Below are 21,247 nucleotides of genomic sequence, written 5' to 3'. Positions count from 1 at the left end.
TCCTTGGATCAGCGCTGGCCGCGCGGGTCTTGCGGGTCGGCACGCGCGATGGTGGCGCCGGCTTTCGTCAGATCGCGCACAAGGTCGGCATCGGCGTCGTGCTCGACGACGATCTGCGTAAGGGCATCGACGCCGAGGACCCGGTGCGGGGCGTGCTGGCCGAGCTTTTCGTTCGTCGCGAGGACGATCGTGCTGCGGCTGTGCGCGTTCAGCGCGCGTTTGAAACTGGCATCGGCCGGGTCATAGGCGCTGACGCCCCCCTCGGCGGAGACCGCGCACGCGCCGAGGACACACAGGTCGATGTTGAGCCGCGCGATCGCCTCGATCGCCGTACCATCGACGGCGCCGCCGACCATCCGGTCGATCATGCCCCCCACCACCAGCAGATCGATGTCGTCGCGATGCTGGAGTGCCGCGGCGATCGTCACCGAACTCGTCGCGATGGTCAGATTGAGATAGGACGGCAGCGTCTCAACAAGGGCGAGGTTGGAACTGCCATTGTCCATGAAAACAAGGCTGCTCGGTTCGATGACCCGAACGGCGGCGTCAGCCAGCGCCCGCTTCCTGTGCACATCTTCGCCGACGCGCTCGGCCATCGGCCTCGCCCCTTCGACGACGGGCAAGGCGCCGCCATAGACGCGGCGACACAGGCCCTCCGCGGCAAGACCCCGCAGATCCCGCCGGATTGCATCCTCGGAAACGCCGAACTCCTTGGCAAGCGCACCAGCATGAACCGGTTCGCCCAGGGATAGACGGGCAAGGATCGTATCGCGACGGCTGGACGGGATGTCATTGGGCATCCGCTGTTCCTAGCCCTCACATCGTGCATAAACAAGATGGTTATCCATCAATCATGCATGATCGTGCATCATGTCCACATTGTTGAGACTGATTACTCCCCATGTTCCATCTCGCGGACGGGAGATCGGGAAGCCCTGTCAGGGGCTTCCGATCGGGACGGGGTAAGCGCCTCAGGTCGCCCCCCTCGACTCACGGTACACGGCCTCAATATTGTTGCCGTCGGGATCATACATGAAGGCTGCATAATAGCCCTCGGGATAGCCATCCGAACGCAGACCGGGTGCGCCGTTATCCACCCCTCCCGCAGCCAGCCCGTGGCGGTGAAAGTCTTCGACAGCTTCGCGCGATGTAGCGCGGAACGCCGTGTGTTGCCTCGCGCCGGTTGGATGGAAAACGTCCAGCCAGAACGCGGGATATTCGGTACCGAACGCAACACCTGCCAGGTCGGCGTCGCCCTCGTCCGCCGGCCCCATAGTCGCGTTGATCCGCATGACGACTTTAGCCCCGAGGGGGCGAAGTGCTGCTTCGTAGAACCGCGCGGATCGAACGATGTCAGTGACACCGATGCCGGTATGATCAAGGAGCCAATTGGAAGCGTCTGCCATCGGATCTCTCCACCAGATTGCTGCTCGTTGTCTTATCAGATCATGCCCGGCAAAATCGTCGCTCCGCAAGCTCGACTGGGTTCGTCGCGCCTCCCAAAGTGCCTTGATAGTCGGCAAAGACGCCGCATTCGGTGTGACTAGCTACGCCCCCTCAGATGCTGCCGTTCCGCTTGCCGCCCCGCCCCGAATATTCCGCGTCGTCCCCATTGCGAATGGTCGGCCGATATGGAATTCTCGAGCGATGATGACCAGCACTGGAGGATGTCAGTGTGGCGCGGTGCGGTTCCGGATTGACGCTGATCTGGAAGACGCCTCCATCTGCCATTGTCGAATGTGTCAGAAGGCAACGGGCGGACTGTTCGGGCCTTATGTCGGAGCGCCCTTGTCTGCCGTGACCTGGACCCGCGGTCAGCCCGGTCATTTTCAGAGTTCGAACAAGGCTCGTCGCGGGTTTTGCCGGGATTGTGGCACGCCGCTCACCTTCGAATATGGTGAGGGAAGCATCTGTTTCACGCTCGGTGCCATGGACGAACCACGCCTGGTTCATCTGACCGAACAGCTCGCGTCGTCCGAGCGCATCGCCGACGTTCAGGCATTGGCGAATCTCCCCGAACACCCGCTAGATGAGCCACGAGCGGCGGAGCATCTGGCAGGAATTAGATCCCTTCAGCATCCTGACCATGATACCGTTGCGTGGCCACCGAAGACATAGACCGCAGTCCACTTTCTTGCGGCTCCGATCCGTCGCTTGACGCAGCAGAGCATGCGCCTGCAATCTGCTGACACTTCCCGCGATGTAAGGACAAGATGATGGTTCTCATGTTCGCGCTCCTGCTCGCAGCACCGCAAGGATGCATCGATACACGCCGCGAATGCCGCGCCTGCACGACGACCGATGGCAAGCAGCGTTGCTCGAGCCCGGGCATAGCGTGCCAGCCTCTGACCCGCCTGTGTCGCCCGAACACCGACAGAGCCGCTACGGAACGCCCAAAGACTGCAAAGCCAGACCACCGCTGAGTCCGCAGCGATGGTCCAAACCCACAAATGGGGCATCAGCAACTATGCGGCAGAACTGCACCCGGCCGATCCCAAAGGACGGCACGCCGTCGCATACCTCTGTCATAGAGGTTCGGTCTCGGCGTCGAAGGGTGAAGCGCTGGATGCCCCGTGAGGATTCGAACCTCAATAGGCGGTATCAGAAACCGCAGTCTTACCATTAGACGACGGGGCATCAGCGAGGGCGCGATCTAAGCGGGGGTTTGCGCCGTGTCAACGCCCTGATGGTGCCAATTCGCCACGTCGCTTGCGTAATCGCCGCGCTGCGCTACATTCGTCGCCAAGCACCGGGCGGGTATTTTCCCGCGGCGGCAGATATAGATAGTGAGTTTTACGGCGATGGGGGATGTTTCCGCCCGAATGCCGTCCCGGCAGGCTGGTCCTGCCCGTCCGGCGGCGACCCGGCCCGGTCGAGGGCGGTGGGCCGATGCGCAGGCGTTTGCCGCGCTGGATCTCGGCACCAACAATTGCAGATTGCTGATCGCGCGCCCGCAGGCCGGCGGATTCGCGGTGATCGACGCGTTCTCGCGGATCGTCCGGCTCGGCGAAGGGCTCGCATCCACCGGGCAGCTGAGCGACGCCGCGATCGAGCGCACGATCGCCGCGCTGCGCGTGTGTTCGGACAAGCTGAAGCGCCGCAACGTCACGCTGGCGCGCTCGGTCGCAACCGAAGCCTGTCGCCAGGCGCGCAACGGCCCCGCCTTCATCGCCCGCGCGCTTGCCGAAACGGGCATCCATCTCGACATCATCACCGCGGAGGAAGAGGCGCGGCTGGCCGTGCTCGGCTGCCATGCGCTGATCGAACCTGGGAACGACCCCGCACTGATCTTCGACATCGGCGGCGGTTCGACCGAGCTCGTGCTGGTCGATACGTCGACGCCGATCCCGACCGTGCTCGACTGGCATTCCGCCCCCTGGGGCGTCGTGTCGCTGACCGAACATGCGGGCGGCGGCAAGGGCGAGGCGGGCCGACGCGCGGCCTATGCACGGATGCGCCAGGTCGTCGCGGACAGCATCGCGCCGTTCGCCGCGCGGCTGCCGCTCAACGTCGAGCGCCCCCGGCTGCTTGGTACCAGCGGCACCGTGACGACGCTGGGCAGTGTGCATCTGGGGCTCAGCCATTACGACCGGTCGGAAGTCGACGGGCTGATCGTGCCCGCCAGCGCGATGCGGCGGATCAGCGCGGGCCTGTCGCACATGGCGATCGAGGAGCGGGCAAAGCTCGCCTGCATCGGAAACGAGCGTGCCGACCTGGTGGTCGCGGGCTGCGCGATATTGGAGACGATCATGGACATCTGGCCCGCCGAACGGCTCGGCATCGCCGACCGCGGCATTCGCGAGGGCATATTGCGCCGCCTGATGGGGAGCCCCAGGCCATGAGTCGCGGCGGCTCGGGCGGGCACACCCGCGTCCTCACCGCACGCAAGCGGACCGCGCAGTCGACGCGCTGGCTCGAACGCCAGCTGAACGACCCGTACGTCAAGCGCGCCAAGGCGGAGGGCTATCGCAGCCGCGCGGCGTACAAGCTGACCGAGCTCGACGAACGGTTCGAGGTCATCAAGGGGTCAAAGCGCGTCATCGATCTCGGCATCGCGCCGGGTGGCTGGGCACAGGTAATCAAACGGCGCCTGCCCAAGGCGGCGGTGGTCGGGATCGACCTGTTGCCGGTCGATCCGATCGACGGCGTGACGATCTTCCAGATGGATTTCATGGACGACGCGGCGCCCGCGATGCTGATCGACGCGCTCGGCGGCGCGCCCGATCTGGTGCTGTCGGACATGGCCGCGAACACCGTCGGCCATCCACAGACCGATGCGCTTCGCACGATGGCGCTGGTCGAGGCGGCACTCGATTTCGCCTGCGACGTGCTGGAAAAGGGCGGGACCTTCGTGTCGAAGGTGTTCGCGGGGGGCGCCGATTCCGCGCTGGTCGCCGAGATGAAGCGCAACTTCACCAGCGTGAAGCACGCCAAGCCGCCGGCGAGCCGCAAGGGGTCGGTCGAGTGGTTCGTGGTGGCGCAGGGGTTCAAGGGGCGATCGGTCGATCGGGAGCGCTGATCCACCGATCGACGCGGCCAACGCCGCTGTGCAGCTCCTGACGACGCGGCTTTGCCGCGGAGGGGTGGTTTTAGGCATGATGGCCGCGGCATGGCCGGGGGCGCGCTTGCGTTGAGCCCTTCAGACTAAGCCCGGTAGCCCGCCCCCTCCCCCCGTTCGTGCTGAGCGCAGTCGAAGCACCTTTAGTCCCATGCCCTTCGACTACGCTCAGGGCGAACGGTACGGCGGTGGCGAACGGTGTGCGGGTGTTGAACGGCGTGGGGGTGACGCACGGTGTGGGATGGCGACCGGTGTCGGGGTGGCGGCCGGTATGAGGGTAGCGTCCGGTGGCCACCGTGACGGCGAATGCGAACCGCCCCCGCTACCCCCCGCCTCACCCCCAACGACACCCAAGCAAAGAAAAGGCCCGCGGACCTTCAGGTCCACGAGCCTTTCAATCACACCAGCAAAGCGATGCCGCAGCATCGTTCGCCGGAAACCGATCAGGGTCGGATCACAATATGGTCCGGCTCGCGCCACACCACATGCGTGCGATCAACCCTCGTAATCGGCACCCAGATTCTGGTTGCGCGGCGGGGCGGCGGCGGTGAGGCGCAGCGCCTCTGCCGATGCCGCGAGGCTGCCGACGGCATCGACCTCGTCGTCATCGTCGACACGAACCTTCTGCAGGCCCTGAATGACCGATTCCTTGAGATGCGCCGGCTTGACGTTCTCGTCCGCGATCTCGCGCAGCGCGACCACCGGGTTCTTGTCGCGATCGCGGTCGAGCGTCAGTTCGGCGCCGCCCGAGATCTGCCGCGCACGCTGCGCTGCGAACAGCACCAGGTCGAACCGGTTGGGGATCTTGTCGACACAATCTTCGACGGTAACGCGCGCCATGACGCTTCCTTCGCAACAAACACCGATAGGGAGAACATGGGCGCCTACCCACACCCTACCACAAAGTCAAGATTTTGCCGGCGGGGCGTCGCGCGCCACCCCGTGTCGCGCCGCCACGAGGTTGCATCGGCCCGATGCTATGTCCACTACCCCCGGCCATGACCATGCCCGCCCCCGAGCTCGATCGCATCACGACCCCGCAGGCGGCGGAGTCGGTCTTCACCGTCGATGGCAACCGGCTGACGCTGCTCGAGGCGGGCCCTGAACGCCTGACGGCACTGATCGGGCTGATCGACGGCGCGCGGCAGTCGCTGCGCATCCTCTATTACATCTATGCCGACGACGATGCCGGCCAGCGCGTGAACGCGGCGATGATCGCGGCGGCGAAACGCGGCGTGACGGTCGCGCTGATCGTCGACGGCTTTGGCAGCGACGATGCGGCGAGCGCCGATTTCTTCGACCCGCTCGAAGCCGCGGGAATCGCGGTGTGCCGGTTCTCCGCGCGATTCGGCCGGCGATATCTGCTGCGCAATCACCAGAAGCTCGCGCTGGCGGACGGCGAACAGGACGACGCGCGGATCATCGTCGGCGGCTTCAACGTCGAGGATGACTATTTCGGCACCGTCGCCGACAATGCCTGGCGCGATCTCGGCCTGTTGATCGAAGGCCCGGCCGCGGGGCGGCTGACGGGCTATTTCGATGCGCTGAGCAACTGGATCCACCAGCCCAAGGGCAAGCTGCGCAAACTGAACCACGCGCTGCGCCGCTATAGCGAGACGCAGGGGCCGACACGCTGGCTGATCGGCGGACCGACGCGACGGCTGTCACCCTGGGCGCGGGCGGTCCGCGACGACATGCGCCGCGCGACGCGGATCGACATCATCGCCGGCTATTTCACGCCGAGCCCGACAATGTTGCGCAGGCTCGATCGTGCCGGGCGCCGCACCGACCGCGTGCGCATCGTCACCGCCGCGAAATCGGACAACAACGCGACAATCGCCGCCGCGCGGTTCACCTATGCCGGACTGTTGCGCAAGGGCGTGCACGTCTTCGAATATCAGCCGACCAAGCTGCACACCAAACTGTATGTCATCGACGACGCGGTCCATATCGGCTCCGCCAATTTCGACATGCGCAGCCTGTTCATCAACATGGAGCTGATGATCCGGATCGAGGATCCCGGTTTCGCCGCGCATGTCCGCCGCTATGTCGACGCCGAAATCGCCGCCTCGACCGAGATCACGCCGGCGCTCTACAAAGCAAAGACCGGTTGGCTGCAGCGCGTGAAGCAGTTCGGCGCCTATTTTTTGGTCGCGGTCGTCGACCCCAATGTCTCGCGCGGATTGAACTTCGGGATCGAGGACTAGGACGCCGCTAAACGGCGACGCCCGTTACTGCGCCGCCGTGCCGCCGACCGTCAGCCCGTCGACCAGCAGCGTCGGCTGGCCGACACCCGCCGGCACCGACTGCCCGCCCTTGCCGCACATGCCGATGCCCTCGTCGAGCGCGAAGTCGTTGCCGATCCCGCGCACCTTGGTCAGCGAGCTGGGGCCGTCGCCGATCAGCGTCGCGCCCTTGATCGGCGCGCCCAGCTTGCCGTCCTCGACCAGATACGCCTCGGTGCAGCTGAACACGAACTTGCCCGACACGATATCGACCTGCCCGCCGCCGAACGCCTTGGCAAAGATGCCCTTCTTGACGCGGCTCAACAGCTCGGCGGGATCGTCATTGCCCGCCTTCATGAAGGTGTTGGTCATCCGCGGCATCGGCGCGTGCGCATAGCTTTCGCGGCGGCCATTGCCGGTCGCCTCGACGCCCATCAGCCGCGCGTTGAGCCTGTCCTGCATATAACCCTTGAGGATGCCGTCCTCGATCAGCACGGTTTCGCGCGTCGGCGTGCCCTCGTCGTCGATCGTCAGCGAGCCGCGGCGATCTTGAAGAGATCCGTCGTCGACCACGGTCACGCCCTCGGCCGCGACGCGCTCGCCGATCCGGCCCGAAAAGGCCGACGTGCCCTTGCGGTTGAAATCGCCCTCGAGCCCGTGGCCGATTGCTTCGTGCAACAGAATGCCGGGCCAGCCATTGCCGAGCAGCACGGTCATCTCGCCGGCGGGCGCTGCGATCGATTCAAGATTGACCAGCGCCTGCGACAGCGCCTCGTCGATCGCGCGGTTGTACGTCTCGGGCTGGAACAGGTCGGTATAGAGATAGCGACCGCCGATACCGTAGCTGCCCGTTTCGCGACGACCATTCTGCTCGGCGACGATCGACACGTTCAGCCGCACCAGCGGCCGCACGTCGGTCGCGATAAAGCCGTCGGCGCGGACGATCTCGACGACCGACCATGTCCCCGACAGGCTGACCGACACCTGCGCCACGCGCGGATCGCGTGCTCGCGCGGCGGCGTCGATCGTCTGGCAGAGGTTCACCTTGTCCGCGAACGGCACGAGGTCGAGCGGGTCGGCCGCGGTGTAGCGGTGGCGGTTGGTGCCCTGTGGCGGGCCGGCCTTGGCGGCGACGCCCGGCTCGATCAGCGCCATCGTCTCGGCGGCGCGGCGGATCGCGGCGGGGGTCATCTCGTTCGAATGCGCGAACGCGGTCATCTCGCCCGACACCGCGCGCAGGCCGAAGCCCGAGCTGGTGTCGTAGGACGCGGTCTTCAGCCGGCCGTCGTCGAACCCGAACGCCTCCGCCTTGCGGTACTGGAGATAGAGTTCGCCGTCATCGGCCTTGGCGAGCGCCTTGGCGGTGAGGGCCTGCGCCTGCTCGGGGTCGAGCGTGTCGCGGTAGAGGAACGAACGGGGGTCTGCAGCTATCGTCATCCGATAGATATAAGCGGCTTAGCGCCCTGCGCCATCCCCATGGTCGCGCAATGTCGACTGGTCCGCGCCATCGGCGGCCCCGCCGACCAGGATAAAGCGCCGATCGCAATAGCCGCAATCGACATAGCCGGTCTCGTCGATCTGCAGCCATACGCGCGGATGGCCGAGCGCTGCACCGCCGGGAATGTCGGTGGCGCCGTCGCAGGCGACGCGGGCGTGGGTGACGCGGGTGGTTTCGAGCGGCGGATGCATGCGGGCGCGATAGCAAGCGCGGGCGGGGCGGGCAATTGGTTCTTCGGTGGTGATAGGAAGGAAGGATTTGTTCACGCGGAGGCGCGGAGGCGCGGAGGTGCGGAGGTGTTGCGCTTGTCGCGAAGCGACCTTCACATCAGGAATGGCGGAACAGGGCGTGGGTCTCCCGACCGACAGGCTGGATACGACATCTCCGCGCCTCCGCGCCTCCGCGCGAACAAATCTTCTTTGCCACGCCCGAGGGGATGACCCGCCCTCCCCGCCCCGCTATGCCGCAACCATGACCGAAGCCGCGATCGCCATCACCAATCTCTGCAAGACCTACGCCCCCGTTGGCACGGCGGAACCCAAGCGCGCGCTCGACGGGGTGACGTTCGACGTCCCGCGCGGCCAGATCTTCGGGCTGCTCGGCCCGAACGGCGCGGGCAAGTCGACGCTGATCAACATCCTGGCGGGGCTCGTCAACAAGACCGATGGCAGCGCCGCGATCTGGGGCTTCGACATTGACGGCCACCCGCGCAACGCCAAGGCGTCGATCGGGATCGTCAACCAGGAGATCCTGTTCGACCCGTTCTTCTCGCCGTTCGAGACGCTCGAGATCCAGGCCGGGCTCTACGGCGTGCCCAAGGCGAAGCGCCGGACGATGGAACTGCTCCGCGCGGTGCATCTGGAGGACAAGGCGCATGCCTATGCCCGCACGCTGTCGGGCGGCATGAAACGCCGGTTGATGGTGGCCAAGGCGATGGTCCATTCGCCCCCCGTCCTCGTCCTCGACGAGCCGACCGCGGGCGTCGACATCGAATTGCGCCAGCAGCTCTGGACCTATGTCCGCAGCCTGAATGCAGCGGGCGTCACGGTGATTCTGACGACGCATTATCTCGAGGAAGCCGAAGAGCTCTGCGACCGGATCGCGATCATCAACAACGGCCGCCTGATCGCCAACGAGCCGACCCGCGAACTCGTCGGCAAGGCGCAGGAAAAGATCGTCGCCGTCACCGTCGACCGCGACGTCGGCATGGTCCCGGCGAACGCCTGCTTCCAGAAGATCGCGCTCAAGGGCACGCGCACGCTCGAAATCACTTATGCCAAGGACCGCGTGAACGCCGGCGAAGTCCTCGCCGCGGTCCAGTCGGGCGGTTTCGGGATCGTCGACGTCTCGACCAAGGAACCCGATCTCGAGGACGTGTTCCTCAGCCTCACCCGCGCCGCCAACGCCTGAGCGCGCACGGCACCGGGCGCAGTGCCGGGGCCGGTTCGGTTCACGCCGTGGGGCAGACCACCGTCGTGCCCTGGCCACGGTTGCTCAGCGTGGCGCGGTAGAAGAAGGAGTCGCTGCCATAGGTCTGGTTGGGGCCGAACACGAGATCGACCTTATCGCCGATTTCGAGGCCGAACTTGACCCCGTTGACCGTGGCGGTGTCGACGACGATTCCCGAGGCGACCGTCACGCCGTTGCGGGTGATGCGGTAATCGACGCCGTCGCCCGTATTTGCCTTGCTGAAACAGGCGGACAGTTCGACCTGCATCGCGCGCGGCGCGGTATAGCGGATCACCGCGCGGATCGGGTTCGCGCCATCGCCTGCCGGTGCGGCGGTGGTATTGTTGATGCGCAGCGGCTTGGACCAGCGATCGCCGAAATGGCTCGCGAAATCGGTGTCGAACACGCCGAGCCGGGTATCGACATTCGCCTTGTCGCGACGCCAGTAGCTCCAGGATCCGCTGCCATATTGCAGCATCGTGTCGGCAACGACCTGCGACGCGGTGATCGTATAGCCGGTGGCCCCGGTGACGATCAGCGGCTCGGATCCGATCTTGACCGGGCCAGCAGGCAAGGCCACCCCGTACATGTCGCGAACGGTGCCGCCGGTGAAGCTGATCATGCCGCGCAGCCCCCAGACGACCCAGCGATCGGCACCGATCCGGTAGAGGTTGAACGGCTGGTCCCCGGTATCGACCCGCACCGGCTGGCCGTATGGCAACAGCGAATCGACGACGTTGCGATAGGCCCTGCCCTGCGGCTTGATCAGCGATCCGGTAAACAGCCCCATATACGGAAAATGGGTCTGTTCGACGAGCGCGTACCAGGACGCATGCCGGACGCCGGCGGCATAGAGCTCGACGACCGATTTCACCAAACCGGCCGAGGCGCGCCGCGTATCGGCATATCCAAAGCTAAATTCCGTCGCCCAGATCGGCTTTGGCGTCCCGTAGCGGCTCATGGCGGCGTTGAGATTGGCGATCTCGAAATCGATCCCCTCGGCATCGGGGCGATAGGGATGGACCGCGACGCCGTCGATCACGTCGAGCATGCCGACCGCGAACAGCGAGGTCAGGAACCCCGTCCCGATCACGTTGGTCGATCCGCCGAGGATCGCGACCTGCGGGTTGGCGGGCTTCACCCGGGCATAGAGGACCCGCAGCATGTCGACATAGGCGCGGAACTTGTCGACGCCGGCCGGATAATCGAGCGCGCCGGCACTGTTGACTTCGTTGCCGACCTCGATCGCCACGACACAGGATCCGAACCGCGTCAGCAGCGCGGCGATATAATTCGCATAGGCGGTCCGGCCCGCCGCGGACGACACCATCCGCCCGCCGTCGTAGAGTGCGTTCTTGGGCGTGATCGTGAGCGTCAGCGCACCGCCGCGTCCGCAAAATGTGGCGAGCGTCTGAACCGGCGTACCGGAAAAGTCGTACACGCCCGCCGTCCGCTCGACACTGGCCCAGTTGACCGTATCGCGCACGGATTTGGTCGCGAGCGGCGTCGTAAGATCGAGCCACGCCGGGCTCCATCCCTGGCTGAAATGGGTCTGCACGCCGAACGCGAACCCGGTCTCGCTCGGCAGAGCGCTCGTTGCCGCAGTGCCGGTCGTCACGCCCGCGTCCTGCCGGCCACTCGCCGGTTGAGACGCCGTCGCGGATGTCGAGACGACCGTGATCGCCGGGTCGGACACAGATGCGCCGCTCGCGCCGATCGCAAATGCCGTGACCCCGTACAACAACGTCGCCGCTGCCAGACCGACCGCTAGTTTCGCCTGCATTCGAACGCCCCCCGCGCCAAACATGCCCGTCGCCCTCACGACGAGTCGCCGCACTTTTCCTACCCCACTTGTAGAACAGATGAGTCTAAAATGGATGAAGTCGGCATTTTTTGGCTTGAATATCGTATTCTTGCAGTACTGCTGAATAATAAGACTGCCAAACTACTGGCAAACAGCAGTTTTGCTGATCTAAGTACTGATATCTCGGAATTGGTGGTCAGAGCCAGCCAACGACCAGTCCGAGCAGCACCCAGGCACCGACCCCGCACCCGACCATGACGACGGCGCGCACGGGTCGCGGCCAGGGTGTGATGTCGGGCACGGACTCAGACACGGGTGCATCGTGCGCCGCCGGGTCCTTTTCGAACATCGCGTGGACGATCGTCTGGCCGGAAAAGGCCTTTGCGAACGTCTCTTCTGGAATGGGCACCGCGAAGACACATCCATAGCCGCCAGGTGCGAGACGGACGACGTCTGCCTCGACGGTAGCGCCGCCGCCGCTCAGTGCGAGACGCAGACGCGTCCCCACAGTCATCGGGATCGAGGACCGCAGACGGCACCCTGTCGTCGAGAAATCCTCGACGATCACGTCATGCGCGACACCCGGCATGAGCCGCAAGGTGCTGTCGGCGGAGACGAAGCGCCGTGTGGCACGGCTTTCGCGCATCGTCAGCGCATCGATGGGCATGATCTGCATGGTTGCGGTGAGTGACATCGGTCCTCCAGGTTAAGGGCCGTATAAGTCGCGGCTCTTAACACAAGATTATCAGCGCAGTCTGGCATCATCATATTTGCAGTTAACCCCTGAACAAATGCCTTTATACAGATGCTTAGCAAGTCAATATTTGTTTTCTTAAACAATAACCTCAGAGAATAACGCTGAAACGTCCAATAATGGCCCGTGTCATTGCTGATCATTGCACACTGCCTTAGGCGGAAAGACTATATGGTGTGCCAATGACATATACCCCAAGCTCCCCGATCGACGCGCATCGGTATGACATCGCCAGCATCGATCCGACGGCCTGTGACGCCGCCTCGGGGATCGCGCTGCGCATCACGACGGTACGGGCATGACCTTGTGAATTGGCAGGAAGCACGGGCCTTCGTCATCGCATTCTGCCTGTTCAAGCCGCGCGCGTCGCTCGCGACGGGCCTGCTCGTTGCGATTGCCGGCCTGGTCGAGGCGCTTGGCCTCGTCCTCATCATTCCACTTCTTCAGATTGCCGGGGGGACGGGCGCTCGCGGACACTGGTCCACACTGCTCGCCCGGCTGCATATCGACAGCCGCCCGGAGCAGATCACGCTCGTGCTCTTGGCCTTTGCCGTGCTCATGCTCGTGCGCGCCGCGCTGATCTCGATCCGGCAGAGCGCGGTCATCCGGCTGGAACTGGAATTCCTGTCCTCGCTGCAAATCAGGCTGATCGAACGCCTGGGGGCAGCACCCTGGAGTGCGATCGTCGGGCTGCGGCATGCCCGGGTCAATCGTATCCTCGGAAGCGACATCCAGCGGCTCGGCCAAGCTGCGATCGGGCTCGTCCAGTCCATCGTGGCGGCGATCACATTGACGGTGCAGCTGACCATCTCGATGCTGCTCAGCCCGCTGCTCACGCTGCTCGCGGTCCTGTTCGTCGCGACGGGCGCGCTGCTCAGTGCCCCCTTGTTCCGCGCCGCCAGACAGGTCGGCGACAGCGTGACCGATGCCAATCTGATGATGGTGAACGAAGTCGGCCAGTTTCTCGGGGCCCTCAAGCTCGCGATGAGCCAGAACCTGGCCCCCCGGTTCGTCGCCGATTTTTCGAACGCCATGACCGACTCGGTCCAGGCCGAGCTGACCTTCGTCGCGCGGGAAAACCGATCGCGGCTCCGCATGACGGTGGCGGGCATCGTGATGGCGGGCGGGATCGCCGGGATCGGACTGGGCGTGGTCGCAGTCCCCGTCCCGACGCTGGTCGCGCTGCTGCTGATCCTGTCGCGGATGGCCGGACCAGCGCAGGCGCTGCAGACCCAGGCGCTCGAGGTCGTTCGCGCGCTGCCGGCCTATGCGCAGATTCGCGAGCTGGAGGCCGAACTCGCCAGCGATCGCGGTCTTGCGACCGACGCGATCCTGCCGGCGCTGGAGGTCCTGTCGTTCGACCGGGTCGGCTATCGTCACCCGCGCGGGGCCGACGGCGCGGGTTCCGGCGTCGACGCGCTCGATCTGGAACTCCGGCGCGGCGAGTTTTTGGGCGTTGCGGGGCGATCGGGCGCGGGCAAGACCAGTTTCGCGGACCTGCTCGTCGGCCTCTACCACCCGCAGGCTGGGCGCATCCTGCTCAACGGCACCCCCGTCACGCTGGCGAACCACAGCGCCTGGCGCGACCGGCTCGCCTATGTCGCGCAGGATCCGTTCATGCGCCATGCGAGCATTCGCGAGAACCTGCTCTGGTCCAACCCGGGCGCGAGCGATGCGGCGATCGCCCGGGCGCTATGGATTGCCGACGCCGATGACCTGCTCGCACGATTGCCCGAGGGGCTCGCCACCTGGGTCGGCGAACGCGGCAGCCTGATCTCCGGGGGCGAACGCCAGCGGCTAGCGCTCGCCCGCGCGGTGTTGCGCGATCCGCAATTGCTGATCCTCGACGAGGCCACCAACGCGATCGACATCGATGGTGAACAGATCATCCTTCACCGGCTGCGCGAGGCGTGTCCCGACACGACCATCCTGATGATCGCGCACCGGCTCGAAAGCCTGCGCCGGTGTGACCGGATCCTCCTGTTTGATGCCGGGCGCGTCGTTGCACAGGGATCGTTCGAAACGATGCGATCGCGGCTGGTCGCGGTCGAGCGCGACGATGCGACCGCCGCGGCGCCGCACGTCGCACAGACGCAGGGGGCATCGTGAACTTCTATCGCGCGTTCGGACTGGTGTTTCGCTCGGACATCCCGCTCGGGTCGCTCGCCGCGAACCGCATCGCGGCGCAGCAGCCCGATGTCGATATCCGATGCGGCGCCCCGGCACGCCCCGATCCGGGGGTCGCCGTCGACGATATGCGGGTCGAGATCAGCGGCACCTCGTTACGCTTGTCCGTGCCCGAATGCGGCTGGTTCGACGTGACGGGGGGTGCGCGCATCATCTACGAGGCGCGCGCCGGCATCCCGGCGGAACATATGCCGCCCTATCTCCTGGGGACCGCGCTGGGGGCGCTGCTCCATCAGCGCGCGCTGCTGCCGCTGCATTGCAACGCGATCGTCCATGACGGCAGGGCATATCTGTTCTGCGGGGACTCCGGCGCAGGCAAGTCGACGCTGGCCGCCGTGTTCGAAGCGCGGGGCTATCCTCTCCTCACCGACGATCTGTGCGCGGTGGCGGCGGATGCGGAAGGCCGGTTTTCGGCCACCCCGGGAATCCCACGGCTCAAGCTCTGGATTGAATCGCTCACCGCACTCGGCCGCGAAAGCGCGGAGGTCACCCGCATTCCCTGGTATGAGGACAAGTTCGAGGTCGCGATGTCGCGCGCCGCCGAGGATCGCCGCTATCCCGTCGCCGCCATCTATCATCTGCGTCAGGCCGACGAGACTGCGCCGCCGGGCATCCACCGACTGCAGGGGCTCAAGGCTGCCAATGCGGTGACGGCAAACATCTATCGCCGCCGCATCGCCGACCTCCTTGGCCGCGCGCCCGGATATCTGGCGGAATCGATGGCGCTGATCCGCACCGTTCCCATTTTCCGGTTTAATCGACGATGGGGGCTGGAGAACGTTGTCGAAGATGCCGCCCTTGCCGAAGCCCATCTACTCGGCGTCAAGATGACCCAATAAGGGACGCAACGCTGCCATTGTAAGCAAAACGGTTGCGACGACTTTGATAATGTGTGCGACGACCGGTTAACAACACGTAATAGTCTTAAATCGCATTGAACACGATCTTTGGGAATTAGTCATGACACAGCATCGCAAGACATGGCAGCGTCCGGTACTTGTTCGCATGGATGCCGCCGACGCCGATAGCGCATCGCTGATGTATAATCGCGATTATTATCACCGCCAGATGGGCCCGTCCTGATTCCACAGTCCCGGCGGGTCGACGAAGCGCACCGGGGCGCGTCGATCTCGGGAACCCAGTCACGATCATAGCGGTGCCGCGCCCAGGAATGTGCAGTCACCCGGCTCCGAACCACGCTGAACTCGCATTCCGGTTCGATAATGACGCTGCAAGATTTCGCTGACTTTCACGGCCGCTCGATCACGTCACCAGGATTCTTCAAGCAAATCCTGTTGGTTCACGGGTGTCAAATCGCTACGATCATTCATGTTATCCGTCAAATTGCAAATAGTAAGGAAAACTATTCACGACTTTTGGCCGGTTTATGCAATTATTGCGAAAGCCAGAAGCTGATCGACATGCCGCCGATACAGCGAATGCTACAAGGGGTATCGATATGGTCAAGACTCGCAAGACATGGCAGCGCCCTGCACTTGTTCGCATGGACGCGGCTGATGCCGAGAATTTCGGACAGGCCTATAACCGCGACCAGTTTCGTCGTCAGATGGGCCCATCCTGATCTTCAGGCCTGAATAGGCACGGGAAATCGCGCGGCGGTAATGCCGCGCGGTTTTTGTTGGGCATCGATCGGCCCACCAAGCATGCCGCTTCCGCGGACGGCCTGAGAAACGCGTCAAAAAGCATGGGAATTTTGTTTGGCTCGTGCAGAAATGGATACGCCGGTTCGCCGCAGCACATCGGCGGCAACGGCGGAGATTGACGGGCAACTGGTCGCGCTCGATATCAACAAGGGCGTTTGCTACGGCCTCAACGAGGTCGGCACGCGCATCTGGGGCTTGATCGAATCCCCCATGTCCGCGCGAGCGATCAGCGCGATCCTCGTGGACGAATATGACGTCGACCAGACGACCGCCGAGGAGCAGACGCTCGATCTGATCCTCGAGCTGCTCGCGGCGGAGTTGGCGATATCCGCCTGATCCGCGGAGGCACGCGCATCGATCGGGAGCGCATGGCGTGACAGCGATCTATGGCCTGACGCACTGGTCCGACCGGGACGTCGATGCCGATGCCGACCGCATGGGTACGGTGCTGGCCCGCTATGGCCGCGACGCGCACGAAATCTGGCGGGGGGGGACGATCGCGCTGGGCGCGCGTCACGCCTTCCTGCTCGACGAGGACCGGTTCGTCGCCCCGATCCACGCCCGCGACCGCCGCTACGCCGTGGTTGCGGACGTGCATCTTACCGAGCGTGCGGAGCTGGAACGCGAACTCGGCCATTCGGGCGGCTCGGCGTCGGCGCTGTCCGATGCGATGCTGGTCGCCGATGCGATCGAACATTGGGGCGAGGGCGCGTTCGACCGCCTCTATGGCTGGTTCGCGATCGCCGCCTGGGACACGCAGGACCAGCGGCTGCTGCTCGCGCGCGACTTCATCGGCAAGCGCCCGCTTTATTATCTGCGCGCCGAGGACGGCACACTCGCCTTTGCCTCGATGCCCGACGCGCTGCACGCGCTCGGCATCGTCCCGCGTGCCGCGGACGAGGACCAATATCTGCGCCTGTTTCGCCGCGCGCCGCTTTCGCCGGATCGCACGCCGATGGCCGGTATCTCGCGCATCATGCCGGGCTATTACGGCGTCTTCACCGCGCAAGGGGCGACGACGCACGCCTATTGGAAACCCGATCGGACGCCGCTGCGACGCCAGACGCAGCGCGACTATGAAACCCAGATGCTCACCCGGCTCGACGCTGCGGTCACGGCAACGCTGCGCGGTGCGGGCGACGAGATCGCCGCGCATCTCTCGGGCGGGTTCGATTCGACCACGGTGGTCGTGACGGCGGCGCGGCTTCTCGCGGATACGCCGAAGCGGATCGTCGCCTATACCGCCGCCCCGCATCACACGCCGCAGACCTACCAGACGCATCATTTCTCCGACGAAAGCGCGCTCGCCGCCGAAACCGCGGCGATGTACCCCAATGTCGAACATGTCGTGATCCGCAGCGATACCCCGACGCTCGCGGCGCTCGACCGCACCGTCGATCTCTATCCCGAGCCGATCCCCAATCTGTGCAACATGGTGTGGGTCGACGCGATCAACACGGCGGTGCAGCGCCGCGGCATCCGGGTCCTGCTCGAGGGCACGATGGGCAATCTTTCGATCAGCGCATCGGGCGTCGCGGCGCTGCCGTCGCTGGCGCGACGCGGACGGTTGCTCGCCTGGGCGCGGCTCAGCCGGGGGCTGGTCCGGTCGGGGTGGATGCGCTGGCCAGGCGTCGGCTGGAACACGATCGGCCCGTTGTTGCCCGTATCGCTGTGGAAACGGGTGATGCGCGCCCGCGGCATCGTGATGCCGTCGGTCGCCACCGCCATCCCGCTGCTCCCTGAGACGCTCGCCCGGGTCGAGGCGCGCATCGCCGCGGAGAACCCGACGATCGACCCGGCGCATGCGGCGGACCTGTCCGACGCGATGCGGTACGGCACCGATCCTGTCGGCGCCAATCTGCGCATGGTGGCCGGCAATGAGGACGGCAGTTTTTTCAAGGCGATGCTGGCGGAGTTCAGGATCGACGTCCGCGATCCGCTTGCCGACCGGCGCCTCGTCGAATGGGCGCTGCGCGTGCCGGTCGAACGCTGGGCCTGGGGCGGCGAGCCCCGCGCGATCCTGCGCGAGGCCATGCGGGGCAAGGCACCGCCGAGTGTGCTCGATACCCGGCTGCGCGGCTATCAGGGCGCCGACTGGCCCGTCGCGCTCGTCGCCTCGCGCGACCGGCTGCGCGACGAGATCGACCGGATCAAGATGTTCGAGCAGACCGCCGGGACGATGAATGTTGACCGGCTCCAGAAGCTGGTCGACGACATGCCGCCCGCCGATTCGCCGCTGTGGACGGATATCGCCTACGAGATCGCCTATCGCGAAAATCTGCTGCACGCCGTCGCACTGGCCAGCCACATGCGTCGGACCGCCGGGAGCAATTATTGATGACCCCGGACGATCGTCTCGATCCGGGTATTCAGCGGCTGATCGCGGCGGTCGACGGCCGGCCCGATGCGATGGTCGCACTGGCCCTGACTCTCCTGCTGCCCCGCGGCTTGGCACAGACCGCGCGACGGTTGTGCGACGCTGCGCTGGCGCTCGCCCCCGATGATCGCGAGATCGCGGCGCAGGCGCGCCGGATCCGATCCGCCGGGGTTGGCAAATGGTATTTCACGATGGTGCAGGACGATGATCGCCACGCGCTCTACGCCGCGGCGCTGCGCAGCGTGATGCCCGCCGATGCGACGCTGCTCGATATCGGTGCCGGGACCGGCCTCTTCGCGATGATCGCGGCGCGAGCCGGTGCCGCGCGCGTCATCGCCTGCGAGCGGGATTCCGCGGTTGCCGCGGCCGCGGCCGCGGTCGTCGCCAGAAACGGCTATGCGGACCGCGTGACGATCATCCCGAAGGACGCGCGCGACCTGCAGATCGGAGTCGATCTGGCCGCCCCTGCGAATCTGCTGCTGTGGGATAACCTCGCGAACAACCTGATCGGTGCGGGCGGACTGAAGACGGTCGAGGATGCGCGCGCGCGCCTGCTCACGCGGGACGCGGTGATCATGCCGTACCGGGCCGAGATCATGGTCGGGCTCGCCACGCATCGTCGCCCGGCCGATTATGCGATGGGCATCGTCGACGGCTTCGACATGACCCCGTTCAACCAGCTCGCGGTCGCCCATGATACGCCGGACCGGGGGGCGATCGACCTTCGCTCGAACGGCGTCGCGATCTTCGACATGGACTTTACCGGCCCGCCGATCCCGGCGGCGCGCAACGCCGTCACGGTCCACGCCACCGCAGGTCGGGTGCACGGGATCATCCAGTGGATCCGGTTCCATCTGGCCGAGGGGATCGTCTACGACACGATCGATCCCGGCGTGCGGGCGTTCGAAACCGAGGTGACGCCGGTCGAGCCGTTCGACGTCGCCGACGGCCAGGCGGTGGTGATCTGCGGCCGGCACGACCGCGACGTGCCATGGTTCTGGCTGGAGGCGTGATCGTGCCACACCGCCAGGACGGATTCTGGACCAAGTTCGGCCGCTTTTCGTGGGAGGAGCGGTTCGCCCTTGCCGAGGCGACCATCCTGCTGACGATCTGCGCACCGCTGATCCGCCATGGGGCGCTGCCCCGGCTCGGCCGGATCGCCTCGCGCCCGCTGCCCCGCCCGCTCCCGCCAGGGCCACGCCGGCGCGACCTGGCCGAGATCGTCGCCTGGGCCGTCGATCGCGCGGCCAAGCGCAGCCGCCTGCGCGCGCTGTGTTTCGAGCGCGGGCTCACCGCACAGGTCATGCTGCGGCGGCGCGGAGTCGATTCGACGCTGTTCTATGGGATCCGCCCCGGTTCGACGATGCCGCTCGATGCGCATGTCTGGGTTCTCGATCAGGGATTCGACGTGACGGGCACGCCGCCCGATGGAGGCTATGCGATCCTGGCGTCGTTTCCGCCGGGACGTGAGGCCAGCGGATTTCGGCCGTGCTGAACCTCGACGCACTGCTCGACGGCGATGCCCAGATCGCCACCCCGGAATTTGCGCTCGTCGTAGCAGCAACGCGGTGGCCGAATGATCCGCGCCGGGCAGCACGGATTCGCGAGCTGGCGGCACGGGTCACCGATTGGCCGCGCGTCGCGGCGATCGTCGAGCGCCACCGCGTTGCCGGCCTGTTTGCGGCAGGCCTGAACCATGCGGGCCTGCCGGACATCGATGCCGGGACCGACGCGCGCGCGGCGATCGGGGCGCTCGCGCGGGACAGCGCGGTGCAGGAGCTGCAATCCGTCTTCGAAACGCTGCACCTGGTACGCATGCTGGAGGGGGCCGGCATTCCCGTCCGGGTGCTGAAGGGCGCGACCGCGGCGATGCTCGCCTTTGGTCGCTATGGTGTCCGCTACAGCATGGACATCGATCTGATCGTCGCCAAGGACCAGGTCGCGCACGCCGCCAGCCTGCTCGATGCGCGGGGCTATGTGCGGATCGCGCCGGCGGCCGATGCGAGCGCGGCGACGATGCGGGCGCGGATGGCGCGCTACAAGGATCTCGCATTCGAACATCCCGATTCGGGGCTGATGATCGAGCTGCACTGGCGCCTGTTCCAGAATCCCTATCTGCTGCGCGGCGATGATCTCGATGCGCGCGAGCCGATGCAGCTCGTGCCGGGCGCCAGCGTGGCGGTTCTCCCGCGCGCGCCAGCGATCCTGTACCTGTTCGCGCATGGTACCGAACATGGCTGGGCGCGATTGAAATGGCTGGCCGATATCGGCGCGATCCTTGCCGCCGAGACGCTCGCCGACCTCGATCAATTCTATGCGCGTGCACAGAAGCGGGGGGCGGCACGACTGGTGGCGGCGGGACTCATCCTCAGCCACGCCCTGTATGAGACAGCGCTGCCCGGCGCGATCCGGGACGACCTGGCCCACGACTGGCGGCTGCGATCGCTGGTGCGCACCGCTTATGCGAGCCTGATCGGCGACGAGGATGGCCGCGAACTCGAGCAGGTCGCGCATGCGACGACGCGCAAGAACCTCAGCCACTATCTGATCTCGCGCGATCCGCGTTTCGTGATCCACGAACTGCGCTACGATCTGCTCGACCGCAGTGCGGAGGGGCTGAAGGGCGGCTCGCGGCTAGGCCAAGTGTCGCGACGGCTTTGGGCACTGTCCGGCGGCCGACACCATGCCCAAAATGGCTAAGGCTCGACGGCTTTTACCATGATCTGAAGTC

Annotated in this window: 20 protein-coding genes and 1 tRNA gene; 13 read left to right on the top strand and 8 right to left on the bottom strand. The window is 65.7% G+C overall.

What is annotated here, in order from left to right:
• Positions 1-8: 8 nt before the first annotated feature.
• Both GV027_RS13485 and GV027_RS13480 read right to left on the bottom strand, forming a co-directional pair.
• Complete coding sequence (locus GV027_RS13485; RefSeq protein ID WP_159512187.1) at positions 9-800, bottom strand: DeoR/GlpR family DNA-binding transcription regulator; 792 nt, start codon at positions 798-800, stop codon at positions 9-11.
• Positions 801-971: 171 nt separating this feature from the next.
• Complete coding sequence (locus GV027_RS13480) at positions 972-1,406, bottom strand: VOC family protein (RefSeq protein ID WP_159512186.1); 435 nt, start codon at positions 1,404-1,406, stop codon at positions 972-974.
• A 241-nt stretch (positions 1,407-1,647) separates the two neighbouring features.
• Here GV027_RS13480 and GV027_RS13475 point away from each other — a divergent pair, with 241 nt between their 5' ends.
• The gene (locus GV027_RS13475; RefSeq protein ID WP_159512185.1) at positions 1,648-2,118 is read left to right on the top strand and encodes a GFA family protein; all 471 of its coding nucleotides are present in this window, start codon (positions 1,648-1,650) and stop codon (positions 2,116-2,118) included.
• A 445-nt stretch (positions 2,119-2,563) separates the two neighbouring features.
• On the opposite strand, the gene GV027_RS13470 is transcribed toward GV027_RS13475, so the two are convergent.
• Positions 2,564-2,637 (bottom strand) — tRNA-Gln (locus tag GV027_RS13470).
• Between the two features lie 185 nt (positions 2,638-2,822).
• Between GV027_RS13470 and GV027_RS13465 the strand changes: the two genes are divergently transcribed.
• Complete coding sequence (locus GV027_RS13465) at positions 2,823-3,842, top strand: Ppx/GppA phosphatase family protein (protein ID WP_159512184.1); 1,020 nt, start codon at positions 2,823-2,825, stop codon at positions 3,840-3,842.
• On the top strand, positions 3,839-4,519 hold the full coding sequence (locus tag GV027_RS13460) for an RlmE family RNA methyltransferase (RefSeq protein ID WP_031393473.1): 681 nt from the start codon (positions 3,839-3,841) through the stop codon (positions 4,517-4,519). The genes GV027_RS13465 and GV027_RS13460 overlap by 4 nt, the downstream gene beginning before the upstream one ends.
• A gap of 534 nt (positions 4,520-5,053) precedes the next feature.
• Here GV027_RS13460 and rpoZ read toward each other — a convergent pair.
• On the bottom strand, positions 5,054-5,398 hold the full coding sequence (gene rpoZ / locus GV027_RS13455; RefSeq protein ID WP_031439727.1) for a DNA-directed RNA polymerase subunit omega: 345 nt from the start codon (positions 5,396-5,398) through the stop codon (positions 5,054-5,056).
• 164 nt (positions 5,399-5,562) lie between these two features.
• Between rpoZ and GV027_RS13450 the strand changes: the two genes are divergently transcribed.
• A complete protein-coding gene (locus GV027_RS13450; protein ID WP_159512916.1) occupies positions 5,563-6,765 on the top strand; it encodes a phospholipase D-like domain-containing protein in 1,203 nt (400 codons plus the stop codon).
• Positions 6,766-6,789: 24 nt separating this feature from the next.
• Here GV027_RS13450 and tldD read toward each other — a convergent pair whose 3' ends face one another.
• Together tldD and GV027_RS13440 are read right to left on the bottom strand one after the other, a co-directional pair.
• Complete coding sequence (gene tldD / locus GV027_RS13445; RefSeq protein ID WP_056673054.1) at positions 6,790-8,220, bottom strand: metalloprotease TldD; 1,431 nt, start codon at positions 8,218-8,220, stop codon at positions 6,790-6,792.
• A gap of 18 nt (positions 8,221-8,238) precedes the next feature.
• Entirely contained in the window at positions 8,239-8,472 is a 234-nt protein-coding gene (locus tag GV027_RS13440; protein ID WP_031393477.1) for a zinc-finger domain-containing protein, read from the bottom strand.
• A gap of 280 nt (positions 8,473-8,752) precedes the next feature.
• Between GV027_RS13440 and GV027_RS13435 the strand changes: the two genes are divergently transcribed.
• Positions 8,753-9,691 (top strand): ABC transporter ATP-binding protein, encoded by a 939-nt coding sequence (locus tag GV027_RS13435; RefSeq protein WP_056673057.1) that lies wholly within the window; start codon positions 8,753-8,755, stop codon positions 9,689-9,691.
• A 40-nt stretch (positions 9,692-9,731) separates the two neighbouring features.
• Here the strand turns inward: GV027_RS13435 and GV027_RS13430 are convergent, their stop codons facing one another.
• Both GV027_RS13430 and GV027_RS13425 read right to left on the bottom strand, forming a co-directional pair.
• Complete coding sequence (locus GV027_RS13430; RefSeq protein WP_159512183.1) at positions 9,732-11,513, bottom strand: hypothetical protein; 1,782 nt, start codon at positions 11,511-11,513, stop codon at positions 9,732-9,734.
• Between the two features lie 217 nt (positions 11,514-11,730).
• Complete coding sequence (locus tag GV027_RS13425) at positions 11,731-12,228, bottom strand: PilZ domain-containing protein (RefSeq protein WP_159512182.1); 498 nt, start codon at positions 12,226-12,228, stop codon at positions 11,731-11,733.
• A 366-nt stretch (positions 12,229-12,594) separates the two neighbouring features.
• Between GV027_RS13425 and GV027_RS13420 the strand changes: the two genes are divergently transcribed.
• From GV027_RS13420 to GV027_RS13390, 8 genes are all read left to right on the top strand, one after another.
• Positions 12,595-14,397, top strand: coding sequence for an ABC transporter ATP-binding protein (locus tag GV027_RS13420; RefSeq protein ID WP_159512181.1), 1,803 nt, complete (start codon positions 12,595-12,597; stop codon positions 14,395-14,397).
• On the top strand, positions 14,394-15,314 hold the full coding sequence (locus tag GV027_RS13415) for a hypothetical protein (RefSeq protein WP_159512180.1): 921 nt from the start codon (positions 14,394-14,396) through the stop codon (positions 15,312-15,314). The genes GV027_RS13420 and GV027_RS13415 overlap by 4 nt, the downstream gene beginning before the upstream one ends.
• Before the next feature lie 121 nt (positions 15,315-15,435).
• Positions 15,436-15,558 carry a hypothetical protein gene (locus tag GV027_RS21725; protein ID WP_261362610.1) on the top strand — a complete coding sequence of 41 codons (123 nt, stop codon included), beginning with the start codon at positions 15,436-15,438 and terminating at the stop codon, positions 15,556-15,558.
• A gap of 635 nt (positions 15,559-16,193) precedes the next feature.
• On the top strand, positions 16,194-16,475 hold the full coding sequence (locus GV027_RS13410) for a PqqD family peptide modification chaperone (RefSeq protein WP_159512179.1): 282 nt from the start codon (positions 16,194-16,196) through the stop codon (positions 16,473-16,475).
• 37 nt (positions 16,476-16,512) lie between these two features.
• Complete coding sequence (locus tag GV027_RS13405) at positions 16,513-18,477, top strand: asparagine synthetase B family protein (protein ID WP_159512178.1); 1,965 nt, start codon at positions 16,513-16,515, stop codon at positions 18,475-18,477.
• Positions 18,477-19,529, top strand: a complete 1,053-nt coding sequence (locus tag GV027_RS13400; RefSeq protein WP_159512177.1) for a 50S ribosomal protein L11 methyltransferase — start codon at positions 18,477-18,479, stop codon at positions 19,527-19,529. The genes GV027_RS13405 and GV027_RS13400 overlap by 1 nt, the downstream gene beginning before the upstream one ends.
• Positions 19,508-20,011 (top strand): lasso peptide biosynthesis B2 protein, encoded by a 504-nt coding sequence (locus GV027_RS13395; protein WP_159512176.1) that lies wholly within the window; start codon positions 19,508-19,510, stop codon positions 20,009-20,011. Before GV027_RS13400 ends, GV027_RS13395 begins: the two co-directional genes overlap by 22 nt.
• Entirely contained in the window at positions 20,005-21,216 is a 1,212-nt protein-coding gene (locus GV027_RS13390) for a nucleotidyltransferase domain-containing protein (protein ID WP_159512175.1), read from the top strand. Before GV027_RS13395 ends, GV027_RS13390 begins: the two co-directional genes overlap by 7 nt.
• Positions 21,217-21,247: the final 31 nt, after the last annotated feature.

This window comes from Sphingomonas sp. T1 (assembly GCF_902506585.1).
Taxonomy (GTDB): Bacteria; Pseudomonadota; Alphaproteobacteria; order Sphingomonadales; family Sphingomonadaceae; genus Sphingomonas; species Sphingomonas aerolata.
Note: the sequence above shows the minus strand (reverse complement) of the source record. Positions and strands in the feature narration are given on the sequence as shown.

What these genes read in the sequence shown, in the direction of transcription:
- GV027_RS13485 (WP_159512187.1), bottom strand. Translation starts at nt 800, where the DNA reads ATGCCCAATGACATCCCGTCCAGCCGTCGCGATACGATCCTTGCCCGT.
- GV027_RS13480 (WP_159512186.1), bottom strand. Translation starts at nt 1,406, where the DNA reads ATGGCAGACGCTTCCAATTGGCTCCTTGATCATACCGGCATCGGTGTC.
- GV027_RS13475 (WP_159512185.1), top strand. Translation starts at nt 1,648, where the DNA reads ATGATGACCAGCACTGGAGGATGTCAGTGTGGCGCGGTGCGGTTCCGG.
- GV027_RS13465 (WP_159512184.1), top strand. Translation starts at nt 2,823, where the DNA reads ATGCCGTCCCGGCAGGCTGGTCCTGCCCGTCCGGCGGCGACCCGGCCC.
- GV027_RS13460 (WP_031393473.1), top strand. Translation starts at nt 3,839, where the DNA reads ATGAGTCGCGGCGGCTCGGGCGGGCACACCCGCGTCCTCACCGCACGC.
- rpoZ (WP_031439727.1), bottom strand. Translation starts at nt 5,398, where the DNA reads ATGGCGCGCGTTACCGTCGAAGATTGTGTCGACAAGATCCCCAACCGG.
- GV027_RS13450 (WP_159512916.1), top strand. Translation starts at nt 5,563, where the DNA reads ATGCCCGCCCCCGAGCTCGATCGCATCACGACCCCGCAGGCGGCGGAG.
- tldD (WP_056673054.1), bottom strand. Translation starts at nt 8,220, where the DNA reads ATGACGATAGCTGCAGACCCCCGTTCGTTCCTCTACCGCGACACGCTC.
- GV027_RS13440 (WP_031393477.1), bottom strand. Translation starts at nt 8,472, where the DNA reads ATGCATCCGCCGCTCGAAACCACCCGCGTCACCCACGCCCGCGTCGCC.
- GV027_RS13435 (WP_056673057.1), top strand. Translation starts at nt 8,753, where the DNA reads ATGACCGAAGCCGCGATCGCCATCACCAATCTCTGCAAGACCTACGCC.
- GV027_RS13430 (WP_159512183.1), bottom strand. Translation starts at nt 11,513, where the DNA reads ATGCAGGCGAAACTAGCGGTCGGTCTGGCAGCGGCGACGTTGTTGTAC.
- GV027_RS13425 (WP_159512182.1), bottom strand. Translation starts at nt 12,228, where the DNA reads ATGTCACTCACCGCAACCATGCAGATCATGCCCATCGATGCGCTGACG.
- GV027_RS21725 (WP_261362610.1), top strand. Translation starts at nt 15,436, where the DNA reads ATGACACAGCATCGCAAGACATGGCAGCGTCCGGTACTTGTTCGCATG.
- GV027_RS13400 (WP_159512177.1), top strand. Translation starts at nt 18,477, where the DNA reads ATGACCCCGGACGATCGTCTCGATCCGGGTATTCAGCGGCTGATCGCG.
- GV027_RS13395 (WP_159512176.1), top strand. Translation starts at nt 19,508, where the DNA reads ATGGTTCTGGCTGGAGGCGTGATCGTGCCACACCGCCAGGACGGATTC.